The organism is Labrys sp. KB_33_2 (genome assembly GCF_052114505.1).
GTDB lineage: Bacteria > Pseudomonadota > Alphaproteobacteria > Rhizobiales > Labraceae > Labrys.
The window spans coordinates 138,317-161,719 of the sequence record NZ_JBFREW010000002.1 but is presented as its reverse complement, the minus strand read 5'-3'; the positions used below and the strand labels follow the sequence as shown (position 1 = coordinate 161,719).

The 23,403-nt window shown below is 60.1% G+C and carries 23 protein-coding genes; 8 read left to right on the top strand and 15 right to left on the bottom strand.

Translation table 11 applies throughout. The annotated features are described in order from the left end of the window. Positions 1–119: 119 nt before the first annotated feature. Positions 120–275: a hypothetical protein gene (locus AB4037_RS04060; protein ID WP_434960611.1), complete on the bottom strand. Its 156-nt coding sequence runs from the start codon at positions 273–275 to the stop codon at positions 120–122. 88 nt (positions 276–363) lie between these two features. Continuing rightward, positions 364–1,440 carry an ROK family protein gene (locus tag AB4037_RS04055; protein WP_441770617.1) on the bottom strand — a complete coding sequence of 359 codons (1,077 nt, stop codon included), beginning with the start codon at positions 1,438–1,440 and terminating at the stop codon, positions 364–366. Positions 1,441–1,695: 255 nt separating this feature from the next. On the opposite strand from AB4037_RS04055, the gene AB4037_RS04050 reads away from it, so the two are divergent. From AB4037_RS04050 to AB4037_RS04025, 6 genes are all read left to right on the top strand, one after another. Next, complete coding sequence (locus AB4037_RS04050) at positions 1,696–1,962, top strand: hypothetical protein (protein WP_434960609.1); 267 nt, start codon at positions 1,696–1,698, stop codon at positions 1,960–1,962. A 282-nt stretch (positions 1,963–2,244) separates the two neighbouring features. After that, positions 2,245–2,661 carry a response regulator gene (locus AB4037_RS04045; RefSeq protein WP_441770616.1) on the top strand — a complete coding sequence of 139 codons (417 nt, stop codon included), beginning with the start codon at positions 2,245–2,247 and terminating at the stop codon, positions 2,659–2,661. Between the two features lie 230 nt (positions 2,662–2,891). Then, positions 2,892–3,494, top strand: a complete 603-nt coding sequence (locus tag AB4037_RS04040) for a response regulator (RefSeq protein ID WP_434960607.1) — start codon at positions 2,892–2,894, stop codon at positions 3,492–3,494. Between the two features lie 123 nt (positions 3,495–3,617). Beyond that, on the top strand, positions 3,618–3,764 hold the full coding sequence (locus AB4037_RS04035) for a hypothetical protein (RefSeq protein ID WP_434960606.1): 147 nt from the start codon (positions 3,618–3,620) through the stop codon (positions 3,762–3,764). A gap of 263 nt (positions 3,765–4,027) precedes the next feature. Further along, positions 4,028–4,240, top strand: a complete 213-nt coding sequence (locus AB4037_RS04030) for a hypothetical protein (RefSeq protein WP_434960605.1) — start codon at positions 4,028–4,030, stop codon at positions 4,238–4,240. A 210-nt stretch (positions 4,241–4,450) separates the two neighbouring features. After that, positions 4,451–4,813: a hypothetical protein gene (locus tag AB4037_RS04025; RefSeq protein ID WP_441770615.1), complete on the top strand. Its 363-nt coding sequence runs from the start codon at positions 4,451–4,453 to the stop codon at positions 4,811–4,813. Between the two features lie 148 nt (positions 4,814–4,961). On the opposite strand, the gene AB4037_RS04020 is transcribed toward AB4037_RS04025, so the two are convergent. Together AB4037_RS04020 and lysA are read right to left on the bottom strand one after the other, a co-directional pair. Continuing rightward, the gene (locus AB4037_RS04020) at positions 4,962–5,477 is read right to left on the bottom strand and encodes a L,D-transpeptidase family protein (protein WP_441770614.1); all 516 of its coding nucleotides are present in this window, start codon (positions 5,475–5,477) and stop codon (positions 4,962–4,964) included. A gap of 91 nt (positions 5,478–5,568) precedes the next feature. Then, positions 5,569–6,894, bottom strand: coding sequence for a diaminopimelate decarboxylase (gene lysA, locus AB4037_RS04015; RefSeq protein WP_441770613.1), 1,326 nt, complete (start codon positions 6,892–6,894; stop codon positions 5,569–5,571). Between the two features lie 128 nt (positions 6,895–7,022). Between lysA and AB4037_RS04010 the strand changes: the two genes are divergently transcribed. Both AB4037_RS04010 and AB4037_RS04005 read left to right on the top strand, forming a co-directional pair. Then, positions 7,023–7,943: a LysR family transcriptional regulator gene (locus tag AB4037_RS04010; RefSeq protein WP_441770612.1), complete on the top strand. Its 921-nt coding sequence runs from the start codon at positions 7,023–7,025 to the stop codon at positions 7,941–7,943. A 324-nt stretch (positions 7,944–8,267) separates the two neighbouring features. Continuing rightward, a complete protein-coding gene (locus tag AB4037_RS04005) occupies positions 8,268–9,251 on the top strand; it encodes a polysaccharide deacetylase family protein (protein ID WP_441770611.1) in 984 nt (327 codons plus the stop codon). Positions 9,252–9,383: 132 nt separating this feature from the next. On the opposite strand, the gene AB4037_RS04000 is transcribed toward AB4037_RS04005, so the two are convergent. From AB4037_RS04000 to AB4037_RS03950, 11 genes are all read right to left on the bottom strand, one after another. Further along, complete coding sequence (locus tag AB4037_RS04000) at positions 9,384–10,220, bottom strand: peptidoglycan-binding domain-containing protein (protein ID WP_434960599.1); 837 nt, start codon at positions 10,218–10,220, stop codon at positions 9,384–9,386. Between the two features lie 79 nt (positions 10,221–10,299). Further along, positions 10,300–11,139 carry a hypothetical protein gene (locus tag AB4037_RS03995; RefSeq protein ID WP_441770610.1) on the bottom strand — a complete coding sequence of 280 codons (840 nt, stop codon included), beginning with the start codon at positions 11,137–11,139 and terminating at the stop codon, positions 10,300–10,302. A gap of 191 nt (positions 11,140–11,330) precedes the next feature. Continuing rightward, positions 11,331–12,755 carry a peptidoglycan-binding domain-containing protein gene (locus AB4037_RS03990; RefSeq protein WP_434960597.1) on the bottom strand — a complete coding sequence of 475 codons (1,425 nt, stop codon included), beginning with the start codon at positions 12,753–12,755 and terminating at the stop codon, positions 11,331–11,333. Between the two features lie 148 nt (positions 12,756–12,903). After that, positions 12,904–15,537 carry a type VI secretion system ATPase TssH gene (gene tssH / locus AB4037_RS03985; protein ID WP_441770609.1) on the bottom strand — a complete coding sequence of 878 codons (2,634 nt, stop codon included), beginning with the start codon at positions 15,535–15,537 and terminating at the stop codon, positions 12,904–12,906. Between the two features lie 5 nt (positions 15,538–15,542). Further along, the gene (gene tssG / locus AB4037_RS03980; protein WP_441770608.1) at positions 15,543–16,571 is read right to left on the bottom strand and encodes a type VI secretion system baseplate subunit TssG; all 1,029 of its coding nucleotides are present in this window, start codon (positions 16,569–16,571) and stop codon (positions 15,543–15,545) included. Continuing rightward, entirely contained in the window at positions 16,568–18,532 is a 1,965-nt protein-coding gene (gene tssF / locus AB4037_RS03975) for a type VI secretion system baseplate subunit TssF (protein WP_434960594.1), read from the bottom strand. Before tssF ends, tssG begins: the two co-directional genes overlap by 4 nt. 4 nt (positions 18,533–18,536) lie before the next feature. Further along, positions 18,537–19,091: a type VI secretion system baseplate subunit TssE gene (locus AB4037_RS03970; RefSeq protein WP_434960593.1), complete on the bottom strand. Its 555-nt coding sequence runs from the start codon at positions 19,089–19,091 to the stop codon at positions 18,537–18,539. Positions 19,092–19,327: 236 nt separating this feature from the next. Then, positions 19,328–19,816, bottom strand: a complete 489-nt coding sequence (locus tag AB4037_RS03965) for an Hcp family type VI secretion system effector (RefSeq protein WP_434960592.1) — start codon at positions 19,814–19,816, stop codon at positions 19,328–19,330. A 119-nt stretch (positions 19,817–19,935) separates the two neighbouring features. Beyond that, on the bottom strand, positions 19,936–21,429 hold the full coding sequence (gene tssC / locus AB4037_RS03960; protein WP_434960591.1) for a type VI secretion system contractile sheath large subunit: 1,494 nt from the start codon (positions 21,427–21,429) through the stop codon (positions 19,936–19,938). A gap of 54 nt (positions 21,430–21,483) precedes the next feature. Beyond that, positions 21,484–22,002, bottom strand: coding sequence for a type VI secretion system contractile sheath small subunit (gene tssB, locus AB4037_RS03955; RefSeq protein WP_434960590.1), 519 nt, complete (start codon positions 22,000–22,002; stop codon positions 21,484–21,486). 714 nt (positions 22,003–22,716) lie between these two features. Beyond that, on the bottom strand, positions 22,717–23,403 hold the full coding sequence (locus AB4037_RS03950; RefSeq protein ID WP_434960589.1) for a response regulator: 687 nt from the start codon (positions 23,401–23,403) through the stop codon (positions 22,717–22,719).

Here is a 23,403-nt window from a genome sequence, read left to right as displayed (position 1 = left end):
TCGGATAAATACACTCCAAAACCCGGCCAGCCAAGTCTTCGACCGCCTGACAAAGGCAGGATCTGCTTCATGGTAAAAAGTGTCGCAGCCAGCAGCAACCTAGCCGGATTCATGCCTTTTCAGGAGGTGTTCTCACCGGCATTGCTGCGGTTCTTGCCTTTGGGCGCACCGGTCTGGTCTTTCGGTGTTTCGCCGTGCTTGAGCTTTTCCGCCTCTTCGTTCCGCCCCTTGTCGTTGGGGCGTCCCAGGGGCTCCATCGCCTTTTTCTCGGGCATCGTGCTCCACTCCGTTGATATATGGTTTTCCAACGGCCCGGAGACAATTCGGTTCCAACCTCATGAGGATGCTGTGTTCGCGGCGGCGTCAGCGGATGGAGGCTTTGCCCTCCTTCTTCTTGTTGGTGAAGCGCGCATTGCCCAGCCCCGTGCCGATCGTCAATATGCCCCAGCGCTTGACGTCGCCCATGCGAGGCACCTCCGACAGGCCCTGGACCACGGCGTCGTTGTGAAGAACGACGTGGCTTTGCTGCCCCCCGATCTTGGGCACGAATTTGAGCAAGGCTGCCGGCAGGTTGAAATTGTCGCTTTCCCAATTGGAGCCCGGCAGATTCTGGCCCCCGCGTGCGATGGATCCGTCGGATTTGATGGCGCCCGGACAACCGACACCGATCACCGGGGTAAGGCTGATCTTGTTCTTCTCCGCCCGCGAACGCAGATCCTGCAGCATCTCCCCAAGCCGACCAATTGCCGCCGTTCGCGCCGGCTCGTCATCGGCATGGCGCCAGATCAGGAGCTTTTCAACTTTTGCCCGGCCAAGATCGGCTTGCTTGTCGACCTGGCTCAACACGATGCCGGCCCGGATGTTGCGCCCGCCAATGTCCACCGCCAGCATGCCGTCGTGATTGGCCAGCACATAGGGCGGCAGCAGATGCAGGCTGCCGATCAACCCCGCTTCATCCGGATGATTGGTGATTGGCACCACCTCTACCGAGCCCTCGTCGGCGCTGAGCAGGGCCTGGGTTCTTGCAATCGCCAGTCTTCCCACACGGCTTTCCCGAAAGCCTCCGCCGATGACGATGCGTTCGGTGCGTCGCCAGGAGGCGGTTCGCAGGAAGCGCCGGATCACGCTCGACAGCGAGCGGGCAAATTCCTCCAACGCACCGTGCACGAGTGCGGCGCTGTTCAAATCGTCGCCGATCAGCATGTCGTCGATTTGCCTGCGCTTGATTTCCTCGGTGGCTTCCTCACCCAGGGGATCATTGCCCGTCTTGCGGTAGAGCAGGCGCAACTCCTCAAGCTTTCCGAGAAAGGCTCCCGTATTGGCCTTGTCGCCGACAAAGCCCTCCTTGTCGCGCAGGCCGATATTGTAGCCATCGACGCGGACGGAAGGCAGCATGTCGCCGCCGTGATTGAGAAATTGCCAGCCCGCTTGATCGTTCATTCCCGAACCCGTCGATCCCCTCGGCAACCGTTGTTGCTGGCGACAACCAATCGCGCACGGGAAGGTTCCCCCCAAAGTCTGCCCCGAGGCCGGCAAAAATGGCTCGCAGCCGGGGGAACCCTCTTCCGCGCGTGTCGTTCGGTAGGCAAGCAGGCATTGAAGCGGACCCTCGGGTTTGCCTGAAGTCGTCGAGGCTGAGCGGCCGACGCCCGCGGCTCACCCGTTTTGCAACCGATCCGACAAAGGAGACCGACGATGTCGCACGCATCCTATCGCATCATTGGCACCGCCGAAGGCTGGGTCATCGAGCACGATGGCCAGCGCGGCGGCGGATACGAACTTCCGGAAGCGGCTTTCGAAACCGCAGTCACTGCTGCCTCGCTGGATCTCAAAGACCGCCGAAACGTCAACATATCCGTGGAATTTCCGGAAGGTCCCGAAGATGGCGAGGCCCTGGCAACCGAATCCGAACCGGCCCGTCAGCGCAGCCAATTCGACAGCCCGAGCGGCAAAGCCGAGTGATGCTGAAAGCGGCAATCGCCATCGTCGGTTCGGGAGAGATTGGGAGAACGACCGACATGTCCCGCATCAAGGCTTTACGCGTCAGCATCGATCGGGGCGAAAGCGGGGGATGGGATTCCGTCTACAGATCGGATCATTATTCTGCCCGGTATGGATGGCGAACCGGGCGGTAATTCTCTAAGCCTGATCAGATACGTTTGGCCCAGGCGGCATCGACGTTCCCTGCCAGCGTCATTTTCCGAGGTGCCTCATTTATCGGTGCGCCGGAATCTGGCCGAATCCATGCTGGCCCTGCGGAAGGAGTACTCTATGATAAAGGACCAGCTGTCCTCCGGCGGCATCCTAGCAGGCAATACGATCCTGGTTGCCGACGATGAAATCATCATCGCGCTCGATATCGAGGATACGCTGGCATCCGCCGGCGCCCGGATCGCGGGTCCCTGCCTGACTTTGGCCTCCGCGCTGGAGATCACCGATCAGCAATCCATCACGGCCGCCGTTCTGGATATAAGCCTCGGAAGGGATACGAGCGAACCCATCGTCGACTTGCTCGCGGCCCGTGGCATTCCCATCGCATTCTGCACGGGCAAGATGCTTCCAGAAGCCTTCCGGCAGAAAGTTCCCGACGCGCCGGTTCTGGGCAAACCGGTTCAGCATCAGCTATTGCTGGAAACAATGGCCCGCCTGACCAGGCAGTAAAGGTCTGGGCAGTAAAGGTCTGGCGCGGCGCCATTCCTGGCGGATCCTTAGACTGTTCCAAACGCTCCATGGAACATGCACAAGTTTGGGTGGTTACAGGCAAGCACTGGTGGAAATCGTTAAGCGCCGGCCTCGAAAGAAAAGGCCACGGCGTTTTCACGCGAACTCCACCAGGGCAGAAGGTGCGGCAGCCGCATTCGGCCGGATTGACTCAAAACAAGTGACGACCCATGCAGCAACTCCACGGCCTACGTCTCCTCATCGTCGAAGACGAGATCTTTCTCGCGGGCGATCTGGCCGACTATTTCGAGCAGAAAGGGGCTGTGATCCTCGGGCCGGCATCAACGATCGAGGCGGCGCAATGCCATGTAAGTTCGGCGAATGCGGCCATCCTGGACGTCAACATCAATGGCAAGATGGTCTTCCCGATCGCGGACCGCCTGCTCGCACTGGGGATCCCGTTCGTCTTCTTCAGCAGCTATGACGAAGACGTCATCCCCTTGCATCTCAAACATGTCGACAATGTTCGCAAGTCGGGCGACCGTCACGCTTTGCTTGAAACCCTGTTTGCGGCGCGCCGCAGGACGCAGGATGAAATCAAGGGCCTCGCCGGGGATCCGACCAATGACGTGGCCGGTTTCCTTCCCGAACTCAGGCTCAGGGCACGCCAATATCTTCCCGGCAAGGCTGCCGCCGACCGGCTGGTCGAACAAACGCTGCTTGCCGCCATCGATCTGGCGGATGGCAAGCCCGGAGATCAGGATACGCTTCCCTGGCTTTGCGAGATCATGGATCGGGCTTTCATTGCCATCGGTCACCAACTGCTCGATTGAACGGCACAATCTTCGAGTTTCTTCCGCCGAAATTTCAGGCCAATCCGCCGGTCTTGGACACAGCGGAACCGTGAAGGGCAACGACGCGTTGATGTCCCGTAGTCGATCGCGTCGGGAGATTTCATGAGCCGCAACACCCTCATTTTGCTGATTGTCGTAATCGTGGCGGCTGCCGGTATTGGCGCCTACATTTACCATGAGCAAAACAAGAATACCGTTGAAATTACTATTGGCGGCCAGGGCGTCAAAGTTAAGGGGCCCTCCGATTGAGCGGCACGCGTCGCGTTTGAGCCTGAGAGGCCGCAGCCGTGATGAGACACCCGGCACCGTTGCATCAGTGCACATCCCTATGCCGAAGGTAATGCGAGGATTGCGTCCTGCGTCCGGAACATTGTTCGGTAAGGATGGTTAGCAAGGCCATATCGAGTCCGTCCCCGCGACTTGCGAGGACGACAAATACGACAGGACCTTTGCAAGTGACTTCCCCGCACAAACCTCTTAGTCTGTTGGCAGGCGACCGAGGAAACCGCTCCTTGACGTTCTTCGGCTCGAGCAAGTTGCCCCCGACCAACGGCGAGATGAGCAGTTCAGTGGACAACGATCAGAAGAGTGACAAGGCCAGATCCACAGACAAGGAAGTGGCACGCATTCTGGCCCGCGTCGAGCGGGAACCCATTCCGCAGCGTCTGCTGGAACTTGCCTTCAAGCTGCAAAGGGCTCTGAGGGACGCCAAGAAGGCTGGCTAGAGCGCGTGGGATTAGAGAGCCGACCAGCGTTCAGTTGCGAACGTGGCCTGGAACCAAGCCGCCTCGAGTGCGGTGGGGAATCCTCCATGCCGGGCCGCTCGCAACATATTCCGATCCACAAAATTGCCACCTGACGGGCAAACGATCGAACGCTTCTTGTGCGAGACTTGACGAAGATGATCCCTGACCATCTTCCGGAAAGGAGACATCATGTACAAGCTTCTGCCCGCAACGCTCGCACCGATCGTCCTGGCTGCCGGCATTGCCACCAGCCTGGCCCAACCCGCGACCAATCCGCCGGATTCGCCCGATGACGGCGTTATCGAGCGGGCTCCCGGCGAGATCAGAACGGTGACGGTCTCCACTCTTGACGAGCTGTCGATTCCTCAGCGGGTCATGGTCAATCAGCAGATTGCCCAAACAGGCCCGAACGAGCTGCAGCGCATGAGGAAGGTCATCGCCGATACACCCCGCCTGCAAGCCGCGCTAGAAGATCATGGCGCGGCGGCGTCCTCGGTGATCGCGATGACATTCGATGACACGAACGAGGTGACGCTGGTTATCGCCTCGTAAATGGCCTTGGTCCACGGCATGTTTGCCCTGGTTTTCGAGATCTCGGTTGTCCTGTCTGAACACTCGGGCACCGCAGACTGAACCGAGGTCTGATTGATCTTTGCGCCTTTGGCTCGGACAATGTGGCGCTGATTTGCCAGCTCCTTTGTCAGTTGTCTGCCTGGAAACAGAGCCGCGTTCCAGGTCTCGCCATTGCGAGGAATGCCAGCAGATCTTCTCGCCTCATCGAGGCGCAGCCCGCGGTCGGGCCGTATCCCTCGCTGGCAATATGAAGGAAGATCGCACTGCCTTCGCCGGGAACGATCGGCGCATCGTTCTGACCGAGAACCACGACGATGTCGTAAAGATCGTCGTGGCGCCACATCTCTTCGTGGCTGGCGTCGAACGGGAGCCGGACCGGGCGGTTATAGTCGGGATGATCGGGCGCGTCGCACCAGCCGTCCTGCGGATCGATGGCCGTCGTTTCGAAAACGGATACCGGGGCGGCCGGGAATTTATCGGCGCGATAAAGCACCCGGCGGATCGGCCAGCAGCCGACCGGGCTGACGCCGTCGCCCTCGGTCTTCTCTCGGCGGATGCCGCTGCGACCGACAGCCGCGCGCCAGACCTGGTCTGCATAGACAGCCTGCCAGCTTTCGCCACTGCGCTTCACGATCAAGTCCAAACGCGCCTCCTTCAAGATACAAGCGGGAAATGGCAGCTGACGACCCCACCACCCTCGACCAGGAAACACCACGCCGACACGATCGGCGACCTTATCCTGCCTGGGTGGTATTCTGCCATGGCCCGGCCTGCTCATGGGCCAAGACATCCGAAATGTCGACCCTGCGCCGGATGAGCCTGAACACTTCGCCGTCGATCAGAACCTCGGGTACCATATCGCGTGAATTATAGGTCGAAGACATCGAAGCGCCATAGGCTCCGGCATTGTCGAATACCACAAGGTCACCGCTCTGGATCTGCCCCAGCGTCCGGTATTTGCCGAAGACATCGGAGCTTTCGCAAATTGGACCGACAAGAAGGCTCGGCCGTGCATCCGCATCGGCCCGCGGATCGTGTACCGTCAGTGCAGGATGGCGAGCATCGTACAATGCCGGCCGCATGAGATCATTCATCGCGGCATCCAGAACGACGATGGAAACGCCCGCTCCATCCTTGACGTAGAGAACCTCGGTAACCAGCGCCCCAGCCCTGCCAACGAGCCAACGGCCCGGCTCGACATTGAGCGCGCAACCCAGGCCAGCCACCGTCTGCTTGATGATCGCGGCATATTCAGCAAGATCGGGGCCATCGCATACGTCGTCCCCGATGCCCAGCCCTCCGCCCAGATCCAAACGCTCGACCGACAGGCCTCTGGAACGCAGATCACGCACGAGTTCAGCCATGACAGTCCAGGCGTCGCGGAAGGGAGAGAGATCAAGGATCTGCGAGCCGATATGCACGGCCAGCCCCACCATATGCAGCTCGGCGCGGGAAGAGGCTGCGGCATAAAGGGCCGGGATGTCATCGATGGCAATGCCGAACTTGCTATCTTTTCTGGCTGTCGTGATCTTGGCGTGGGTCATGGCATCGACGTCGGGATTGACGCGCAACGCCACGGGCGCACGCAGGCCCATTTCACGCGCGACCGAGGCTACGGCTTCAAGCTCGGCAGGGCTTTCGACATTGATCTGATGCAAACCAGCGGCCAGCGCCTGGCGGATTTCCGCACGGGTCTTGCCCACCCCCGAGAAGATGATGCGGGAGGCAGGAACCCCGGCAGCCAATGCCCGCGTCAGCTCACCCCCGGAAACGATATCCATTCCGCACCCGAGCTGGGCGAATTCCTTCAGGACGCTCAGGTTTCCGTTGGCCTTGACTGCGAAACAGACACGCGCTCCCAAGGGCGCAATCGCCTCGGACAACTCGGCATAGGCCTGTCGCAGCGTCGAGGCGGAATAGCAGTAAAATGGCGTGCCTACCGTCCTGGCGATATCGCTCAGCGCGACACTTTCGCCATACAGCGCGCCGTCTCGCCGGGCGAGCCAACGCGGTGGCCTGTCGGTGGTGGCAGGAGGAGCGATCTCAATAATATCGGTCATGATGGCGCGCAGCACTCTGTTCGTGTCGCGAAGCCATTACAAATCGCCACCGGATTGTGAAATGCTTCATTCGCACCCCTTATTCATTCTCGATATATAGATATCGGTCGGGGACAATGGGGTGGAACATGAATTTGAGCCTGCGCCAGATCGATATCTTCAATGCGGTCATGGTCAATAAGAGCGTTACCGCTGCCGCGGCGCGGCTGGGTAGCTCACAACCGACCCTCAGCCGTGAAATCCGTGAAATGGAGCAACGTATCGGCTTCGACCTGTTTCAGCGTTTCGGCAAAAGGCTGACACCGACCGAACAGGCAATCCTGCTGCATGAAGTCGTCTTGCGTTCCTTTATCGGGCTTGACGAAATCAACCGTGCCGCTTCCGCGATCCGAACCCGCAACGCGGCGAATTTCCGCATCGCCAGCATTCCAGCCTATGCGGAATCCATCATTCCCCGCGCAATCCGGCTCCTTGTGAAAACCCGTCCCCCTGTCCATTTCTCGATCCATTCGCATGAGGAACATTCGCTGCGCCACGAGATGACAACACAGGTTTTCGATCTTGGCCTGGCCGAAAATCTATTTGGCCCCGAAGGGGCGACGACCGAGACCATCCCGGTAGGGGATATGGTCTGCGTTCTGCCGAACAATCATGCACTGGCAATGCATGAGGCGCTTTCGCCGACGGATTTCTCCGGGCAGCCCTTTATCTATTTCGGTCAGAACGATCCCTATCGCCACAAGCTTGACCATGTCTTCCTCGCTGGTGGCGTAGCCCGCAACTATGCCGCGGAGACGACCACGGCCGCCAGTGTTTGCGCAATGGTAGCGGCGGGAGTCGGAGTTTCTGTCATCAATCCCTTGACGGCTGCCAGCTACACGGGTCGTGACGTGATGTTCCGCCGCCTGACGGTTTCGGTACCCTACAGCCTGTCAGTCTGGCGTCCGATACGCAGCAAGCGCGCCGTCCAGGCTGAAAAATTCGTCGCCGCCCTGCGCCAGACCTCCACTGAAATGTCGGTAGAGCTGCAACGGATTTTGGGACCCTAGATGTGGTCTCGCGGTGCAAAAATGCGAATTGGCTTTGAGGATTGACGGCTTCCTCTTCAGGTCCCACATGCCCGGCAGCCTCGCCGATAGTCGGCAAGATCGGCCTTCGGAAAGCGGGGATAGTGCCGGGCCATTCTTATCGGGCCGACGGCGCGATGGCCGTATCCGTGATTGCCACGCCTGGGGCCGGTTCCTGCACCCTGCAGACCGCGCATGTTTTGTGGCCGTGCCATGACAAACGGAATCATGGCTGTGGCTTTTTCCCTCGAAAGGCCTTTTGATCGATCCGCGAGGTCTTATGCCAAGAGGCAATGAAAATGCCTCTTGGTTCCGTCCCACGATTTTCGCCAGATCTTTGATTGGGTGTCGAAAATCGTGAAGTTGTTCAAGTCTTGTATGTGTCGGAATGGTCGAGACTTGGTATTGGTGAGGTTCAAGGCAGTGTCACGTATCTGGAAGGGCAGTTCGAAGCAAAGGCATGGCAAAAGCCCGCACCGGATATGCATAGGCATGCTGACTTTCCTCGCGGCCTTGTCATGGATATTGCCGAGCCGCCCCGCCTTTGCCGGTCATCAGAGGCATGAAACACAGGCCCTGATACCTTGCGTGGCGCTAACCTTCGATGACGGGCCGGACGCGACGTTGACACCTCACCTTCTCGATATTCTGGCACGTGAGAAGGTGCACGCGACATTCTTCGTGGTCGGCAAACGACTGGCTTACTCGCCCGGCCTGGTACGACGCATGTTTCTTGAAGGCCATGAGATTGGCAACCACACGTTCGACCACCGGGCGCTCACCGAACTGACAGATGGCGAAGCCATCGCCGAAGTGGAAATGACGGACGAAGCCATCATGGCGGAAACGGGCCATAGGCCCGATGTTCTGCGCCCACCTTGGGGTAAGATCGATGCTCGTATCGAGACCGCATTGCGTGGCGCTGGCCTATGGCGCCAAATAGTCTTCTGGAACTTCGACTCCTTCGATTGGCTGGACGACGAAGCGCCCCTGACCAAGCTGATCGGCGCCGGTGCACCGGCAGGTGCTGTCATCTTGATGCATGATATCCATGCCAGCACCATCGAGGCCGTGCCAGACATCATCCACACCCTCAAAATGCGAGGCTTCCGGTTTGCCACGGTTGGTCAACTGCAGGCATGTCGGCACGGGACCGACCCCGCCACCGTATCGGCAGCGCCTTTTGTGCGGCCTGCACCGTCTCATGACTGGTCGCATGGCGCCTTCGCCCATGTCATGGATAGCATCGCCCCCTTGGAGGAATATCTCGCTCATCGGCTCGGCTCCTGATCGAGAGGCTCCAGATCCTCCCATCCGCCCGTCGCCTGGGAGCCTTGAGGGATATTGTCATGGTGCCGCTTCCAGAGCGGCGGGCCGTTGAAGGCGCCGTGCACACCGTCACCCTCGTTCCACTCACATGCATCAAACCGCGCGGCAAACCGGTGAGCTGCGGATTTGCTTTAGCTGCTTTTCGGTCAGTGCCAATGGCGTCGGCCCGTTGCTCGATGTTGCGAACATCAGGTTGCGCGTGCTGCCCGAATGCACGGGTGAGAAAGAACTCGTCAGCATGACGTGGCCGATCTCGTGCGCCGGATCCCAACGCGAGCAATCATGCGTGACGGCGCAGGCTGGCTTGCCGATGGCATGGCCGCCGCAGCCCAGCACGTTATTCTCCTGGAACCTGTTGACGAAGAACAGCTTCACGTCGCTGACGGGAACCGGGGTTCCAAGAGCGTGAAGCTCTGCGAACTCGCCCGAATCCATCTGCCAGGTGCAGTTCTGACCCACCACGTTGAAGCGGTTCTCTTCCTCCTGCGTCAGGCCGAGCGACTCGCCGGAGGCGAAGAAGATCTCGATGCCATATTGGGCGTAGACGGCCTGGGCACTCGACAGGATGCGCTCGAACGGCACGTCGCTCAGGGCCAGCGAACGGAAATGCACTTTCACACGGTGCTTGAATCCGCCAATCTGCTTGTCGATCTCGCGGATGGTCGCCTGCCCCAGCTTGCCATCGTCGACGAGAGGCGGGTTGCGCCGCTGGAACGCCTTCACCACCGATTCCGTCTCGATGCCGTAGACCCCGTCGGGGCTGTAATCCTGGCTCTGGGTCGAGACCGGCATGGCGAAGCCGAGATCGATCAAGGCCATCTGCAGGAGATGGACATGACGGCCGGACATGCCGCGCAACAGAACGTCGTTGCCGGCCTCGATGCGCTGCAGAGAGGGTTCATTCTTGAAACGAACTGATGTCAAAGCCATGATGGCTTTCCTTTTCGCTGTCTTCTTGACGATGTTTCCGAATAATTCCAAGCACTATCCAGGTCTTCGATATGGAAGATCATGACCATCCATGCGGCTCTTCATCATTTGGGCGCTTGAATATGTATCTGAAGGAATCAACCGGCTTGACGTTGCTTCTGGCTGCCCAACCGATGCCATAGGCCTTTTCCGGCCCCTGGATGATGGAATAGGCCTTCGCTTCCTTCGAATAGTGGACTTCCTCGCCGCCATACCAGCCCCATTCGACCAGTTGGATGTTCGCTGTCGAACCGCTGACGGTGCAGGAGTCGATCAGGGCGATATGCTCATAGGGTGAGGCCGCACAATGGGTGACGACCACATCGCCCTGCTGGATATCCCCGATCCTGGTCCGGCGCCGGGCGGTCGAGGCATAGGCATCGATGGAGGCAGAGGGGCTGCCGCCATAATAGTTGCCGACCAGCCCGTTGCAGTCGAGCGTGATGAAATCCGTCGCATAGGCCTGGGCCGTCGCCCGGGCGCAGGGCTGTCCCGCAACATCCTTGCCAGTGCCGATACGGCCGATCGCATAAGCGAGGCGGAGCGTATCGATGATCTCGTCGGGGCTGCCCTTGCCGACAAAGGCCTGGATGAAGGTGGTGGCGTAGAAGTCCTCGGTCGGCTGGATCAGGCCGAGCGGCTGCTGGTCGAAGAAGAACTTGGTCCCGCACGGCTTGTTGACATTGCCATGGTGAGCCATTCGGAGCGCCGCCGCGAAGGCCGCGTGCTCGCGCTGCATCACCTGGCCGGTGCCGGCTTTGCCGTTTCGGAAGTCCCAGCCCGAGCCATACATGCTGATGCCGGCCGAGATCAGCTCATTGTTGAGCGGGCTGTAGAACTTCAGATAGGTGTATCGGTCCAGATATTCTTTTGGTGTCACATTGTCTCCTCCGCCTTCGATGACCGAAGAAATACTTCCAACTCACCGACAGACGATCGAATAGATTTATCGATGTCTTATATTACGTGTCCAGCACCAGCCGAACATCCTACAAAGACAGGAGACGATGCAGATCCAAATCCGAGACTACCCCTGAGCATGACGCCACGATACATTGCAACCTTAACGCTTTACGGCGTTTCGGTGACTGCCTGCGGCTGATTGATCAGCGTGCGAAAGTCGGGAACGGCGCTCCCGCCTGCAAGGCCAAGTTTCATGTCCTTGCGAACGAATTTGTGAGGCACGGTTTGGGCAGGAGGAAAGTAGGCGACGTTAATCGTGAAGCCGATCACCTTCGTGTTGAAGAATGTCGCGATGGACTTGACGAAGCTCTTAAGCTGACCGGTATGGCAGGCATAAAGAACGATTATTGCGTTCTCGGCGAAACGAGTACGAATTTCTGCCACTGTTACTTTTTTCTTTTGGTTTCCGGAACCAATCTCGAAGAATACGCCGGGCTGATTGAGATTGTTCATGCTCGTCGGGTCCATGGCCGTCAGATTGTCCCCAGAGCTGTTGGTATTGATCATGACGTCTGCCCGCCCGACGGTACGTCGTTGGATCTGGCCGCTAAAACCAATAAGATCCTTATTGGCGTGCGTGAAAAGGTTAAGGCGGCTGATACTGCCGGGTGGCTGGATGAAAATGGCACCCAGCATGTTGCCGAATGTGGGCGTGACTGCGACTGTCCCGCCTGGGATGGCTGAGAAATCAAGCGTGCCGGGCTCCCAGCGATTGGCCGCCAACTCCTGCAGGAGATCGTCATCGCTCATCGCGGTGTCCCACTCGAATTGCCCGACCAGATTCAGTTCCTTGGCGCCGCCGGACGGGGGCACGCCGACCTTCACCTGAAGAAAGGCCTGACCACCCATGCTCGGAAAGCTAGCGATCAGATTTGCGCCCGAGGCCATGGCCATGACCGTCGCCGTGCCGGCTTCGACGGTACTGACAATTTGAAAAAGCTGTGGGGTTCGGCGCACTTCCATCCCCCCCACCGGCCCGGCCATGGTTCCATCAGAATCCCGAAGGGTGGCGATATCGCTGTCGATCATCACTCTGCCGCCAACGGCGTTCAGGACCTCGAAGCTCCCGACGCCGTAGGGCGGAATTTCCAACCTGGCAGCTGAACCAGAAAGGCTCTCGATGCGACCGGCAGAAGCACTGGAATTTTGAACGAATGCCACCTTCGACTGGGCAGACCTAATCGAAAACTGAGATATGGGCTTGATCTGAACCGGGGCGGGCGGGACAGATTCTCGTTTCAATATCTCCACATCGAGACTCGCCATCGTCATTTTGCCAACGATGTTGTCGGCCTGTGTCTGATAGCTCGGATTGATAATGTTCCGTTTCCGCTTGTAGGCGAGCACCGCCGCAGCGGTCTTCGGCCCATATTGTCCGTCCGGCGTGATGGTCGCGCCATCCAGCTCGATCAGGGCTTGCTGAATTTTCCTGACATGATCTCCCACAGCGCCGGGCATGATATGGGCGGGGTCGGAAATGGCTGCGGCTTCAAGTTTCTGATCGCCGCGAAAGAGCTGTGATTGAAGAGGCATGGGGTAATCCTCATTCTGGTGCCAGAAGTCCTTGGAACGTTCTCGTTTGAGCCAGGCGGGATTTCCTCAAAACGCACCTTTTCCTCTAACTCTTTGTTTTAGATTACCTTCTTGATCGGCATACCCGTCTATCACTCTGGAAAATGCCCTAGCTCACCGCATAGGCAAACGCGCCATCCTCCACCCCCACCCACGCTTCCTCGATCTGCTTTCCTGCGATCGCCTTGCCGAGAATCTGCTGCGACAGCGCCGGCAGCAGCGTGTTGGTGACAATGTTGTCGACCATGCGCCCGCCGGAGTCCGGGTCGTTGCATTGGGAAACGATCTTCTCCACCACGGCATCGTCGTAGCTGAAACGGGCGCCGTGATTGTCACGAATACGCTTGCCGATGCGGTCGAGCTGCAGCCGCACGATGGCGCCCAGCATGTCGCCCGACAGCGGGTAATAGGGGATGGTGACGATGCGCCCCAGCAGCGCCGGCGGGAAGACCTGCAACAGATGCGGCTTGAGATCCACCGCCAGCGCCTCGGGTTCCGGCTTTTCCGAACCATTTGCCGCGGCATCCATGATCATGTCGGTGCCGGCATTGGTGGTGAGGATGATCAGCGTGTTCCTGAAATCGATGCGCCGGCCCGAGCCATCCTCCATCACGCCCTTGTCGAAGACCTGGAAGAAGATCTCGTGCACGTCGGGATGGGCTTTCTCCACTTCGTCGAGCAGCACCACGCTATAGGGCCGGCGGCGCACGGCCTCGGTGAGTCGGCCGCCTTCGCCATAGCCGACATAACCGGGTGGCGCGCCCTTCAGGGTGGAGACTGTATGCGCCTCCTGGAATTCCGACATGTTGATGGTGATCATGTTCTGCTCGCCGCCATAGAGCGCCTCGGCGAGCGCAAGCGCCGTCTCGGTCTTGCCGACGCCGGAGGGGCCGGCGAGCATGAAGACACCGATAGGCTTGTCGGGATTGTCGAGCTTGGCGCGGTTGGTCTGGATGCGCCGGGCGATCATCTTCAGGCCGTGATCCTGGCCGACCACGCGTTTGGCCAGAATCTCGCCGAGGTTGAGGATGGTTTCGACTTCGTCCTTCACCATGCGGCCGACCGGAATGCCGGTCCAGTCCGAGACCACCGAGGCCACGGGCTGCTCGTCGACATAGGGGTAGACCATGCGCTTTTCGGGATCGATCGCGGCGAGGTCCGCCATGATCCTGGTAAGCTTCTCGCGGGCAACCTCCACCCCCTCGCCGCCTTCGACGATATCGCGGCGCGCGGCCATCAGGTCGGCGACGATGGCCTTCTCCTCGCCCCAGGCCTGCTCTAGCGCTACCAGCTTCTCCTTGGTGGCGACGATGAGCTGCGTCACCTCACCGATACGCTTCTCGTCGGCATTGCCGACATCACGCTCACGCTCCAAGGCCTTCAGCTCGCGCTCGCTCGCCTCGATGGCGACGCGCACATCCTCGACGGCGGCCGGCGTCGCGTTCTGCGAGACCGCCACGCGCGCGGCGGCGGTGTCGAGCAGGCTAACCGCCTTGTCCGGCAGTTGGCGCGAAGGAATGTAACGGCTTGACAGCTTGACGGCGGCGACGACAGCGGCTTCAGAAATGTGGACGTTGTGGTGCTTTTCCATCGGCGCCAGCAGGCCGCGCATCATGTTGCAGCACTGCTCGATGCCGGGCTCGCCGACATTGATCGGCTGGAAGCGGCGGGTCAGCGCCGGGTCCTTCTCGATATGCTGGCGGTATTCCGACCAGGTCGTCGCTGCGATCGTCCTGAGCGTGCCCCGGGCCAAAGCAGGCTTGAGCAGATTGGCGGCGTCCCCCGTGCCGGCTGCGCCGCCGGCGCCGATCAGCGTATGCGCCTCGTCGATGAACAGGATGATCGGCGTCACCGAGGCCTGGACCTGGTCGATCACGGAGCGCAGACGCTGCTCGAACTCGCCTTTCATCGAGGCACCGGCCTGCATCAGGCCGATATCGAGCGCGTAGAGCTTGTTGCCCTTGAGCGGTGGCGGCACGTCGCCGGCCGCGATGCGTTGCGCAAAGCCTTCGACCACCGCCGTCTTGCCGACGCCGGCCTCGCCTGTCAGGATGGGATTGTTCTGCCGCCGCCGCATCAGCACGTCGATGACCTGGCGGATCTCTTCGTCGCGACCGACGATGGGATCCATCGTGCCGCTGGCGGCACGCTCGGTCAGATCGACGGCATAGCGATCGAGCGCAGCGGTACCCTTGGAGGCAGGGCCCCCTTCGCCGCCCGCCCCCTTCGCGACGGGGCCCGAGCCATCCATCGGACGCATATTCTCCTCGGCCGATTGCTGCCAGATCTTGCGGTGCTCATTGGTGAGCCGCTCGACATCGATCAGGCGGAACTGCTTGGAGAGACCATTGAGCGTGCGCACCAGGCGCGGCTCCTTCAGGATGGCGGTGAGCACATGTCCGGTCCGCACCTGGGTTTCGCCAAACATCAGCGTGGCGTAGTTCCAGCCCTGGCTGAGTGCATCGAAAATATCGTCGGAAAAGCCCGGCAGTTCGGTCTTGTTCATGGCAAAGCCGGCGGTGACGGCGCTGAGATCGGCCAGCAGCCGGCCACCGTCGAGCTTGAAATGGGCCACCGTCAAGGCAAGATCACTGCGGTCGGCCTGCAGCACCGCTTGCAGCCAATGCGCCAGTTCCAGATTGCGGTTGCCCGCGCCCTGGGCCAGGCGGAAGGCCTGCATGAAGCTGTCATAGCCGAGCGGATTGAGTTTGCCGGTGAGGACTTCAAGGCTGACGTCGGCCATGGCAACTACCCCTTGCTCGGTTTGCGGCGGCGCTCGGCGCGGATCTCGGCCGGATGGAAATGGCAGTCCCAGCGCATGCGGTCGGATACGGCGTCGGGGCCCCCTTCCCTGCCCATCCAGCAGGTCCATCCCAGGCGGCCGAAACCGCCGAGCTGAGCGGGTTTGGTCTTGCTTTCCGCCAGGCCGAACTCGACGTCGTAGATGAAGGCTTCACCAAGATAGAAGCGGATGATATCCGCCAGCGGTTCAAAATGAAGGCCGTCGGGCAGGAAGGTCTCCAACTCGTCGAGATCGGCGACTTCCAGCCTGATGCGAAACTTGTCTCTGAGGCTGTAAGCTGAGCGGCCGATGATGCTGTCGACACCGAGCGCGCAACTGCCGGCCGCCAGCACCGCCTGCTCGCGCTCCTCGAGCGGCAGCCAGACTCCGACGAATTCCTGCACCTCGACTTTGGCGTCGAACAGCCAGCCGAGCATGCCCTCAATGCGCGAGGCGCTCTTGACCGCCGGGGCCATCAGGCCGGCCAGCGCCAGCTTGGAGAAATCATGGAGCCGGCCGCGCCCGCGCATGGCTGGCGTGCCGATGCCGATCATGGCGCCGAGATAGGTAAGGAACTGGTTTTCGTCCGGCCGGTCCGCCTGCACTGCCGGCCGGGCATTGGCCCAGGCCCGGAAGAACAATTGCTGGAAGCGGTTGTTGAAGATATCGAGGAAGCGCGCGAAGGCCACCTCGCGCATATTGGCCCAATGGGTCGCTTCATAACTGGTGTGCAGCGGCAGCGCGCCCTGCGGCCCCAGCATACCAAGGAAGCGGCTTTCCACTTCGGCAGGACCGCCTTCCGAAGCGCCGATGCGACTGACATTGGCGTCGGAAAAATCGATATGGGGCTGCTGGCCCAGCTTCGCCACGGCCTCGGCCGAGGAGGCGCTTTCGCCGATGCGCGGCTTGGTGCCCGCCAGATGTTCGAGGCGACGCATGAGGTCGAGGAAATCGTAGTTCCCCGGTTCATGCGGAAGGGAGGCAGGCCCACTCATAGCTGGGTCCGCCGCCCGAGCTGTGCCGGCCAGCGCATGATCTCACCGCGTTCGGTCGAGCGGATGACCGTCTCGACCACGTTGTTCAGGCCGACATATTCGGTAAGAAAGCGATCGAGGATGGCGCCGAGCACAAAGATGCCACTGCCCTCGAAATGTTTCTCGTCGAGTGTCACCGTGACTTCCAGCCCGCGTACGACGCCCGCGCCGGTACGTTGACGGATGCGCCGGGTGATCGGCTTGCTGTCGACGGCGAGGATGCCCTGGATGCGCCTCTCGATAGCGGCGCTGCCGCGAGTGGCGAAGAGCGAGAGGATTTCGCGTAGCGATGCCGCCGAATCCCGCGTGCCATAGCCGGAGAGCCCGAAATGATTGAGGCTCAGCATGCTGATCAGCCGCCAGGCCGAGGTGCCGCCCGCGCCATGCTGGCCGCGCGCCTCGGGATCGGTCGCGATGGAATCGCGCGGCAGGGTCGGCCCGACCACGCAATCGACCCTCAACGTGGTCCTGTCTTCAAGAATGAAGTCGGCGCCCCCCTGCCCGATAGGCAGATGCTCGGTGAGGTGGCGGTTCGAACACAGAGCCCGCAGGCTGAGCTCGGCGACATGGAGGCCATCCGCCCTGTCGCGATGGTTGGTGAGCGTAACGAACATGTCGCTGCCGACATATTGTGTCGGCTGGGCATTGCGCCGCTCCTCCTGCGAGCGACGGCGCGGCAGGCGCCGCACGGTATAGAACATCGTCTCGGTGGTGGAGACACCGAGCGGGGGCGCGGCATAGAGTGGAAACACCTCCATCTTGTCGCTACTGCCGGTGACGTGGGCATGCATCCTGATTAGGCGGTGGGCTTCGAAATCGAGATGGCGCGAACGATCGGTGACGATGTGATATTCGTGCTCATTGTCTCTTATCGGCACGCGCGCCAGCTGCATCTCGAAGAGATTGGAGGCGGAGGCCGCGTATAGGGCAAAGCTGTCGGCCCTCACCACCGATTGCAGCCGGCTGTCTCCCTGCGCGAAAGCGATGACGATGTCGCAGCGATTGGTCCTGATCGCCGACAGGATAGGCTTGAGATTGCTTAGCTTGAAGCCGAGGAACTTCGCCGGCAGCACGAAATATTCGCGCAGGAGATCAAAACCCCTGAACACCCGCCGATCGGAAGGAAACAGCGGCTCGTCGGGAGCAAAGCCGATCTGGGTCAGACAGCTCTTGGGCAGCGGCACGATGATGGGGTCGCCGGCCTCATCGAGATAGCGAAAATAGATGCCGGTGGCGGCGCCGAAGAGCTGCTCATAGAGCCTGACCGCATCGCCCTCATGGCCAATGAGATGGAAGGTCAGCTCATCGGTCCGGCAATTGGCAAACCAGCAGTCGGGCCGCTGTGCCACCTGCTTGTCGGCGGGCTCGGTAAGGCGATCGGCCGCGGAGCGCCGCAACAGGGAAAGCCGCAAGCCCGCTTGGCTGGTCGGGCTCGCTTCGATGCCGAGCGCCTGCAACGTCGCCGGCCCGCTCAGGAATTCGGCTTGGCCGAGTTCGAACGGCCATAACGTGATCTCGCTAGCGAGGCGGTATTTACAGGCAATGCGGCGTTCCCGCTCGACGAAGCGCGCATCGGCATAGCAGCCGGCGGCGATCTTCATGCCGTCCTTGAGATTGGGATCGCCATAGGGCGGTTCCACTCGCAGCAGCGCCGCCGACGGTACCGGTGCCAGATAATCGGGCAGAAGCTGGTCGAGTAAATTGTCGGTGAACTCGGCATATTCATGCTTGAGCTTGAGCTGTACGCGGGAGGCCAGATAAGCGGTACCTTCGAGCAGCCCCGCGATCATCGGATCCGTGTTGTTCTCCAAAAGCCCGCCCAGGCGCTCGGCTACGCCGGGAAATTCGACCGCGAACTGCTTGGCTTCCTCCTTGAGAATACCAAGCTCGCGATTGTAGAGTTCGAGGAATTCACGGTTCATGGCGTCACAATCCGAAGACTCTGATCTTGCCGCTCTCGACCTCGACATCCGCCACGAACTCTACCGGAATATCGGCGGGCGTCGACACCATTTCGGCGCTGATATGAAGCTTCAGCTGTCCGGAAGCGCTGTCGTCGAGCGGTTCACTGGTTATGACCACCGAGCCCGGCACCAGCCGGCAATCATAAAGTTCCAGCCTCTGTTTGAGGAGATAGGCGACCCGCTGCGCCGCTTCCGGGCTGGCAACGATCGCGGTCAGATCCGGCACGCCGAAATTGAGGATCGAGGCGGCCACGGCGTCGCAGCCGTTGAGGTCCTCGATCGCCGCCAGCTCAACAGTGTTGAGCAAGGAGGCAAGATCTTCGCCGAGTTCAGAGCGCAGCACGACCTCCCCAACCGCCGAACGCGGCGAGGTACGCCGACCGGCAATGACGCGCTCGCCCGCATCGTTGCGGGTGTCGATGGGCTTGGCGGCATCGCGCAGGCGGAAGGCCTCCCGAAAGGCATGCATGATGGGAGGAACGAAACGATCGCTCTTGGCGGCTCGGGAACGGGTCACATCGATTTCCACGCTCTGGAGCGTTTTGCGATTTGACGAAATCGGCAAGAATCGCAAAGGCGCTCTAGCCAATCCTTTGGATTGGCTTGGAAACAAAGAGTTAGAGTAAAGAAGCGTTCACACGTAAACGCGCTTTGCTCTAGAGGCTGTTATGGACCGTGGTTGAGAAACAGTCCTTGCAGAGGCGAGCGGCCGTCACGCCTGTACGGCCGCCCGGTCCCTGATTGGATCAAGAATTAAGAATCCTTGCCCGTGGCGACGTTGAAGGTGAACTCGATGGGGCCGCCATCGGCAGCGCCGCTCTTGTCCTGGGGCTGGTACTCGTCGTGAATTTGTTCATAGGTGACGGAGAAGCTCTCCATCCCGCCGCCATCCGATCCACCGCTCTTCTGATAGCTAGTAATGAAGCAATTGGTGAGCGTGACGGTGATATAAGTGAGCTTGTCCTCACCAGCCGCCTTGCGCGCGACGAGCTTCACCTCGTCAATATGATTGCCGAAGGCGCAATATTGGAAGATCGTCGCCGAAGCCTTGTCCACGGCCTTGGTGCAATGCAGGTCCTGCAGGACCGACTTGCCCTTGCCGCCGCCAGTGCCGCTGCCGAAGGTCGAGGAGTTGGAGCCGCCGATGCTCCAGCTCAGCAGCTCCATATAGCCATCGAGGCCATCCTGCTGGGTTTCGCCCGTGATACCTTTGATATTCAGTAGTGCGTCAGATTGTGCCATTTTGCTCTCCTGTGCGTTGGATGATCGGCCTTTGTTGCGATGCGCATGGCCGTTCCACACGGACATGAGTCATCGTTCGCTCGTCGGAGCGTTGGCGCAGGCCGGCTTCTTTCCTTTGGTTACCTCTGGCTACCGGGCAGTCTCGAGACGAGGCTGATACCGATATCCATTCCTTCGAGCTGGTAGTGCGGCCGCAGATAGAACCTTGCGCCGTAATAGCCGGGGTTCTCTTCGTCGGGGAACACATCGACCTTGGCCGCGGCCAGCGGTCTCTTGGCCTTGATCGCCTCGGTCGAATTCTTGGGATCGCCATCGACATAGCGATTGATCCAGGTCTGCAGCCATTTCTGCAGTTGGTCCTGCTCCATCGTGGCGCCGATCTTGTCCCGCACCATGCATTTTAGATAATGCGCAAAGCGCGAGACCGCGAACATGTAAGGCAGGCGGGCCGAAAGGTTTTCGGAGGCTGTCGCCTCATCCGTATCCATCTTCCTGGGCTTGTAGAGCGACTGGGCGCCGATGAAGGCTGCCTTGTCGGTGTTCTTGCGATGGATCAGCGGCAGCACGCCCGATTTAGACAGCTCCGCCTCGCGCCGATCGCTGATGGCGATCTCGGTGGGGCATTTAAGGTCGACGCCGCCATCGTCGGTGGGAAAGGTGTGCGTGGGCAGGTTGACGACTTCGCCGCCCGACTGCACGCCGCGAATACGCACCGTCCAGCCATATTCCTTGAAAGCGCGGTTGACATTCACAGCCATGGCATAGGCGGCGTTCATCCAGGCATATTTCGTGCCGTGATGGCCGTCCGTATTTTCTTCGAAGGCGAATTCCTCCACCGGCTCCGACTTCGCACCATAGGGTTGGCGCGAGAGCACACGCGGCATGCACAGGCCGACATAGCGTGAATCGGGCTGGTCACGCAGCGAGCGGAAGGCGGCATAGTCGGGCGTATCGAAGATCTTGCCGATGTCGCGCGGATTGGAGAGTTCGTTCCAGCTATCCATGCCGAACAAGGCCGGATTGGCCGCCGCGAAGAAGGGCGCATGCGCCGAGGCCGCGATCTTGCTGATGTCGCGCAGCAGTTGCACGTCGGGTGGTGAATGGTCGAAATAATAGTCGCCGATCAGGGCGCCATAGGGGTCGCCGCCCAGCTGTCCGTACTCGGCCTCGTAGAGCTTCTTGAAAATCGGGCTCTGGTCCCAGCGGGCGCCAGGATAGACCTTGAATTCGCGGAAAAGCTCCTCCTTCGACACGTTCATGAAGCGGATCTTCAGCGTGGTGTCGGTTTCGGAATTAAAGACGAGATAATTGAGGCCGCGCCAAGCACTCTCCAATTTCTGGAACTCGGGCGCGTGGATGACTTCGTTGAGCTGGATCGAGAGCTGCTCGTCCAGCTTGGCGATCATTGACTCGATGGTATCAAGGACATCTTCCTTGACCAGCGAGGTATCTTCGAGCGCCTGGCGGACCAGGGTATTGACGGCGTTTTCGACCTCGCTGGCTGCGCTGTCGTTGCGCGGTTTGAAGCTCTTGCGCAGCAGGCTGGAGAAGGTCTCCAGATCACGGGTTTCGGTCGCGGGAAGGGTCTGTGGGGTAGCAGTTGTTTCGGCCATATGGCTGAACTCCTGACTTGATCTTCTGGCTTGGTCTACTGGCGGGAGCCGTGGTCAGTTCTCTTCAGGCTTGGCCTGCTCGCTATTGTCCTTGAGCAGCCGCATGAGTTCGGGATCCTTCAACAGGGCCTTGATCTGATCCTCGGCCGCAACCTTGCCGTCCATGTAGCGCTGCAGATTGGCGAGTTGCTCGCGCGCCTTCAGCAGTTTCGCCAGCGCCGGCACCTTGCGGACGACCTCGGCCGGGTTGAAGTCGGTCATTTTCTCGAAATCGAGCTTGATCGACATCTTCTCGTCGCCCTTGGCGTTGCCGAGCCGATTGGTCACCTTGAAGGCAACGCCGGGCTTGATGGCCTTCATTCGGTCATCGAAATTGTCCATGTCGATGTCGAGATATTTGCGCTCGGCGATCGGCGCCTTCTCGACCTCGGATGCATTGCCGGACAGATCCGACATAACCGCCGTTACAAAAGGAATCTCGACGAGTTTTTCCGCATTATAGGGATCTTCATACTGAATCTGAACCCGCGGCGGGCGGTTGCGCTTGATGAACTTCTGTCCGCTGTCAACCATGACTTTGCCTCTTTCCTCGACACTGCGGTGGGAGTTCCCGCCCACCGAAGGAAACGGCGGAAAAGTTCCAACCATCGCGCTTGAATTCATTGAGGTTGGTGAGCGCCGGCCCAGCGGGCGGTGTCATCCCCCTTGCGAAACCAATCTTGCGCCAAACCCCCTCCCCCGTAATCCCCTATTTGGGGGGCCGGCGCCGAGCCCCCTCTGTCGAATACTGTGATCGATGGCACATACCGGCTCTCTCAAAGCAAAACCGGCCGTGCTGCGGGAATTTCGGGAAACGAGACTGGCCCAATAGCCAGTTTAGACAAGCCAAGTGATTCCGGCGTGACATCAGGCAGGAGCTGCACCCGCAGGAGGCCTCGATCCGTCCGGCACCGGCGCAATGAAATCACGAGCCGGCAATCTTTTGTGGCGAAGACTTCCCCCTGCTCGCCTCCTTGTGAATGTTACGACGATCGGAGAAGCGTGCGGCGATGACTGAGCCTGTTAGGGGAATATATTCTCCTAACTCAGTATAGAACGCAAGATTGATTCCAAGCTTAAGATGAGGCTTGCAGAGGCGGGCGCAATCGGGCCGATCTACGGAAGGAAAGTCCAACGAGCGCCGGCGGGCCCAGGCAAAGGGCCGATCTGTCCAGGCGCTCGCCCCGTGCGAAAAGGAGGCTCCGATAGGCTTGAGCTTCGGACCGTGCCGTCAGATTTCGGTGCGCCTCAGCGTGGCATGTTGATGACGCCCATGCTCGAGGCCTCGAAGACGGCCTCGGCACGAGAATTCACTTCGAGTTTCTGATAGATGTTCTTGACATAGGTCGCCACGGTGCTGCGGCCGATCTTGAGAATGTCGCCGATCTCGACGAAGGTAAAACCGCGTGCCAGGAGCTTGAGCACCTCGAGCTCACGCTTCGACAGCAATTCGAGGCCTTTCTTGTCCGCCTCCTGCTCGTGCGGCTGGAATTCCTTGAGCAATTGACGGGCGATCACCGGACTGATCGGCGAACCGCCCCGCCGCACCTCGCGGATACTCTCAGCAAAACTATCAAAACGTTCGTCCTTCAGGAGATAGCCGCGGGCACCGGCCTTGATGCTTTCCAATACCTTGTCCTGGTCAGCGAAAATCGTGATGACCATAATGTCGACATCGGCATATTTCTGGGCCGCATAGCGGATGAGGCCGATGCCAGAGCCATCAGGCAGCCCGAGATCGCACAACAATACGTCGAACCCACCCTTGTCGATCATGGTTTTTCCATTGGCGGTGTTCGGCGCACTGGCGATGACCGAAATGTCCGGCACAGACTCCAGTGCCGCGGTGATGCGTTCCAGGGCCGCAGGATCGTCTTCGACAACGGCAACGCGAATGAGAGGCTGGGGCGCTTGCGTGGCAGGAGCTTCTGTCAT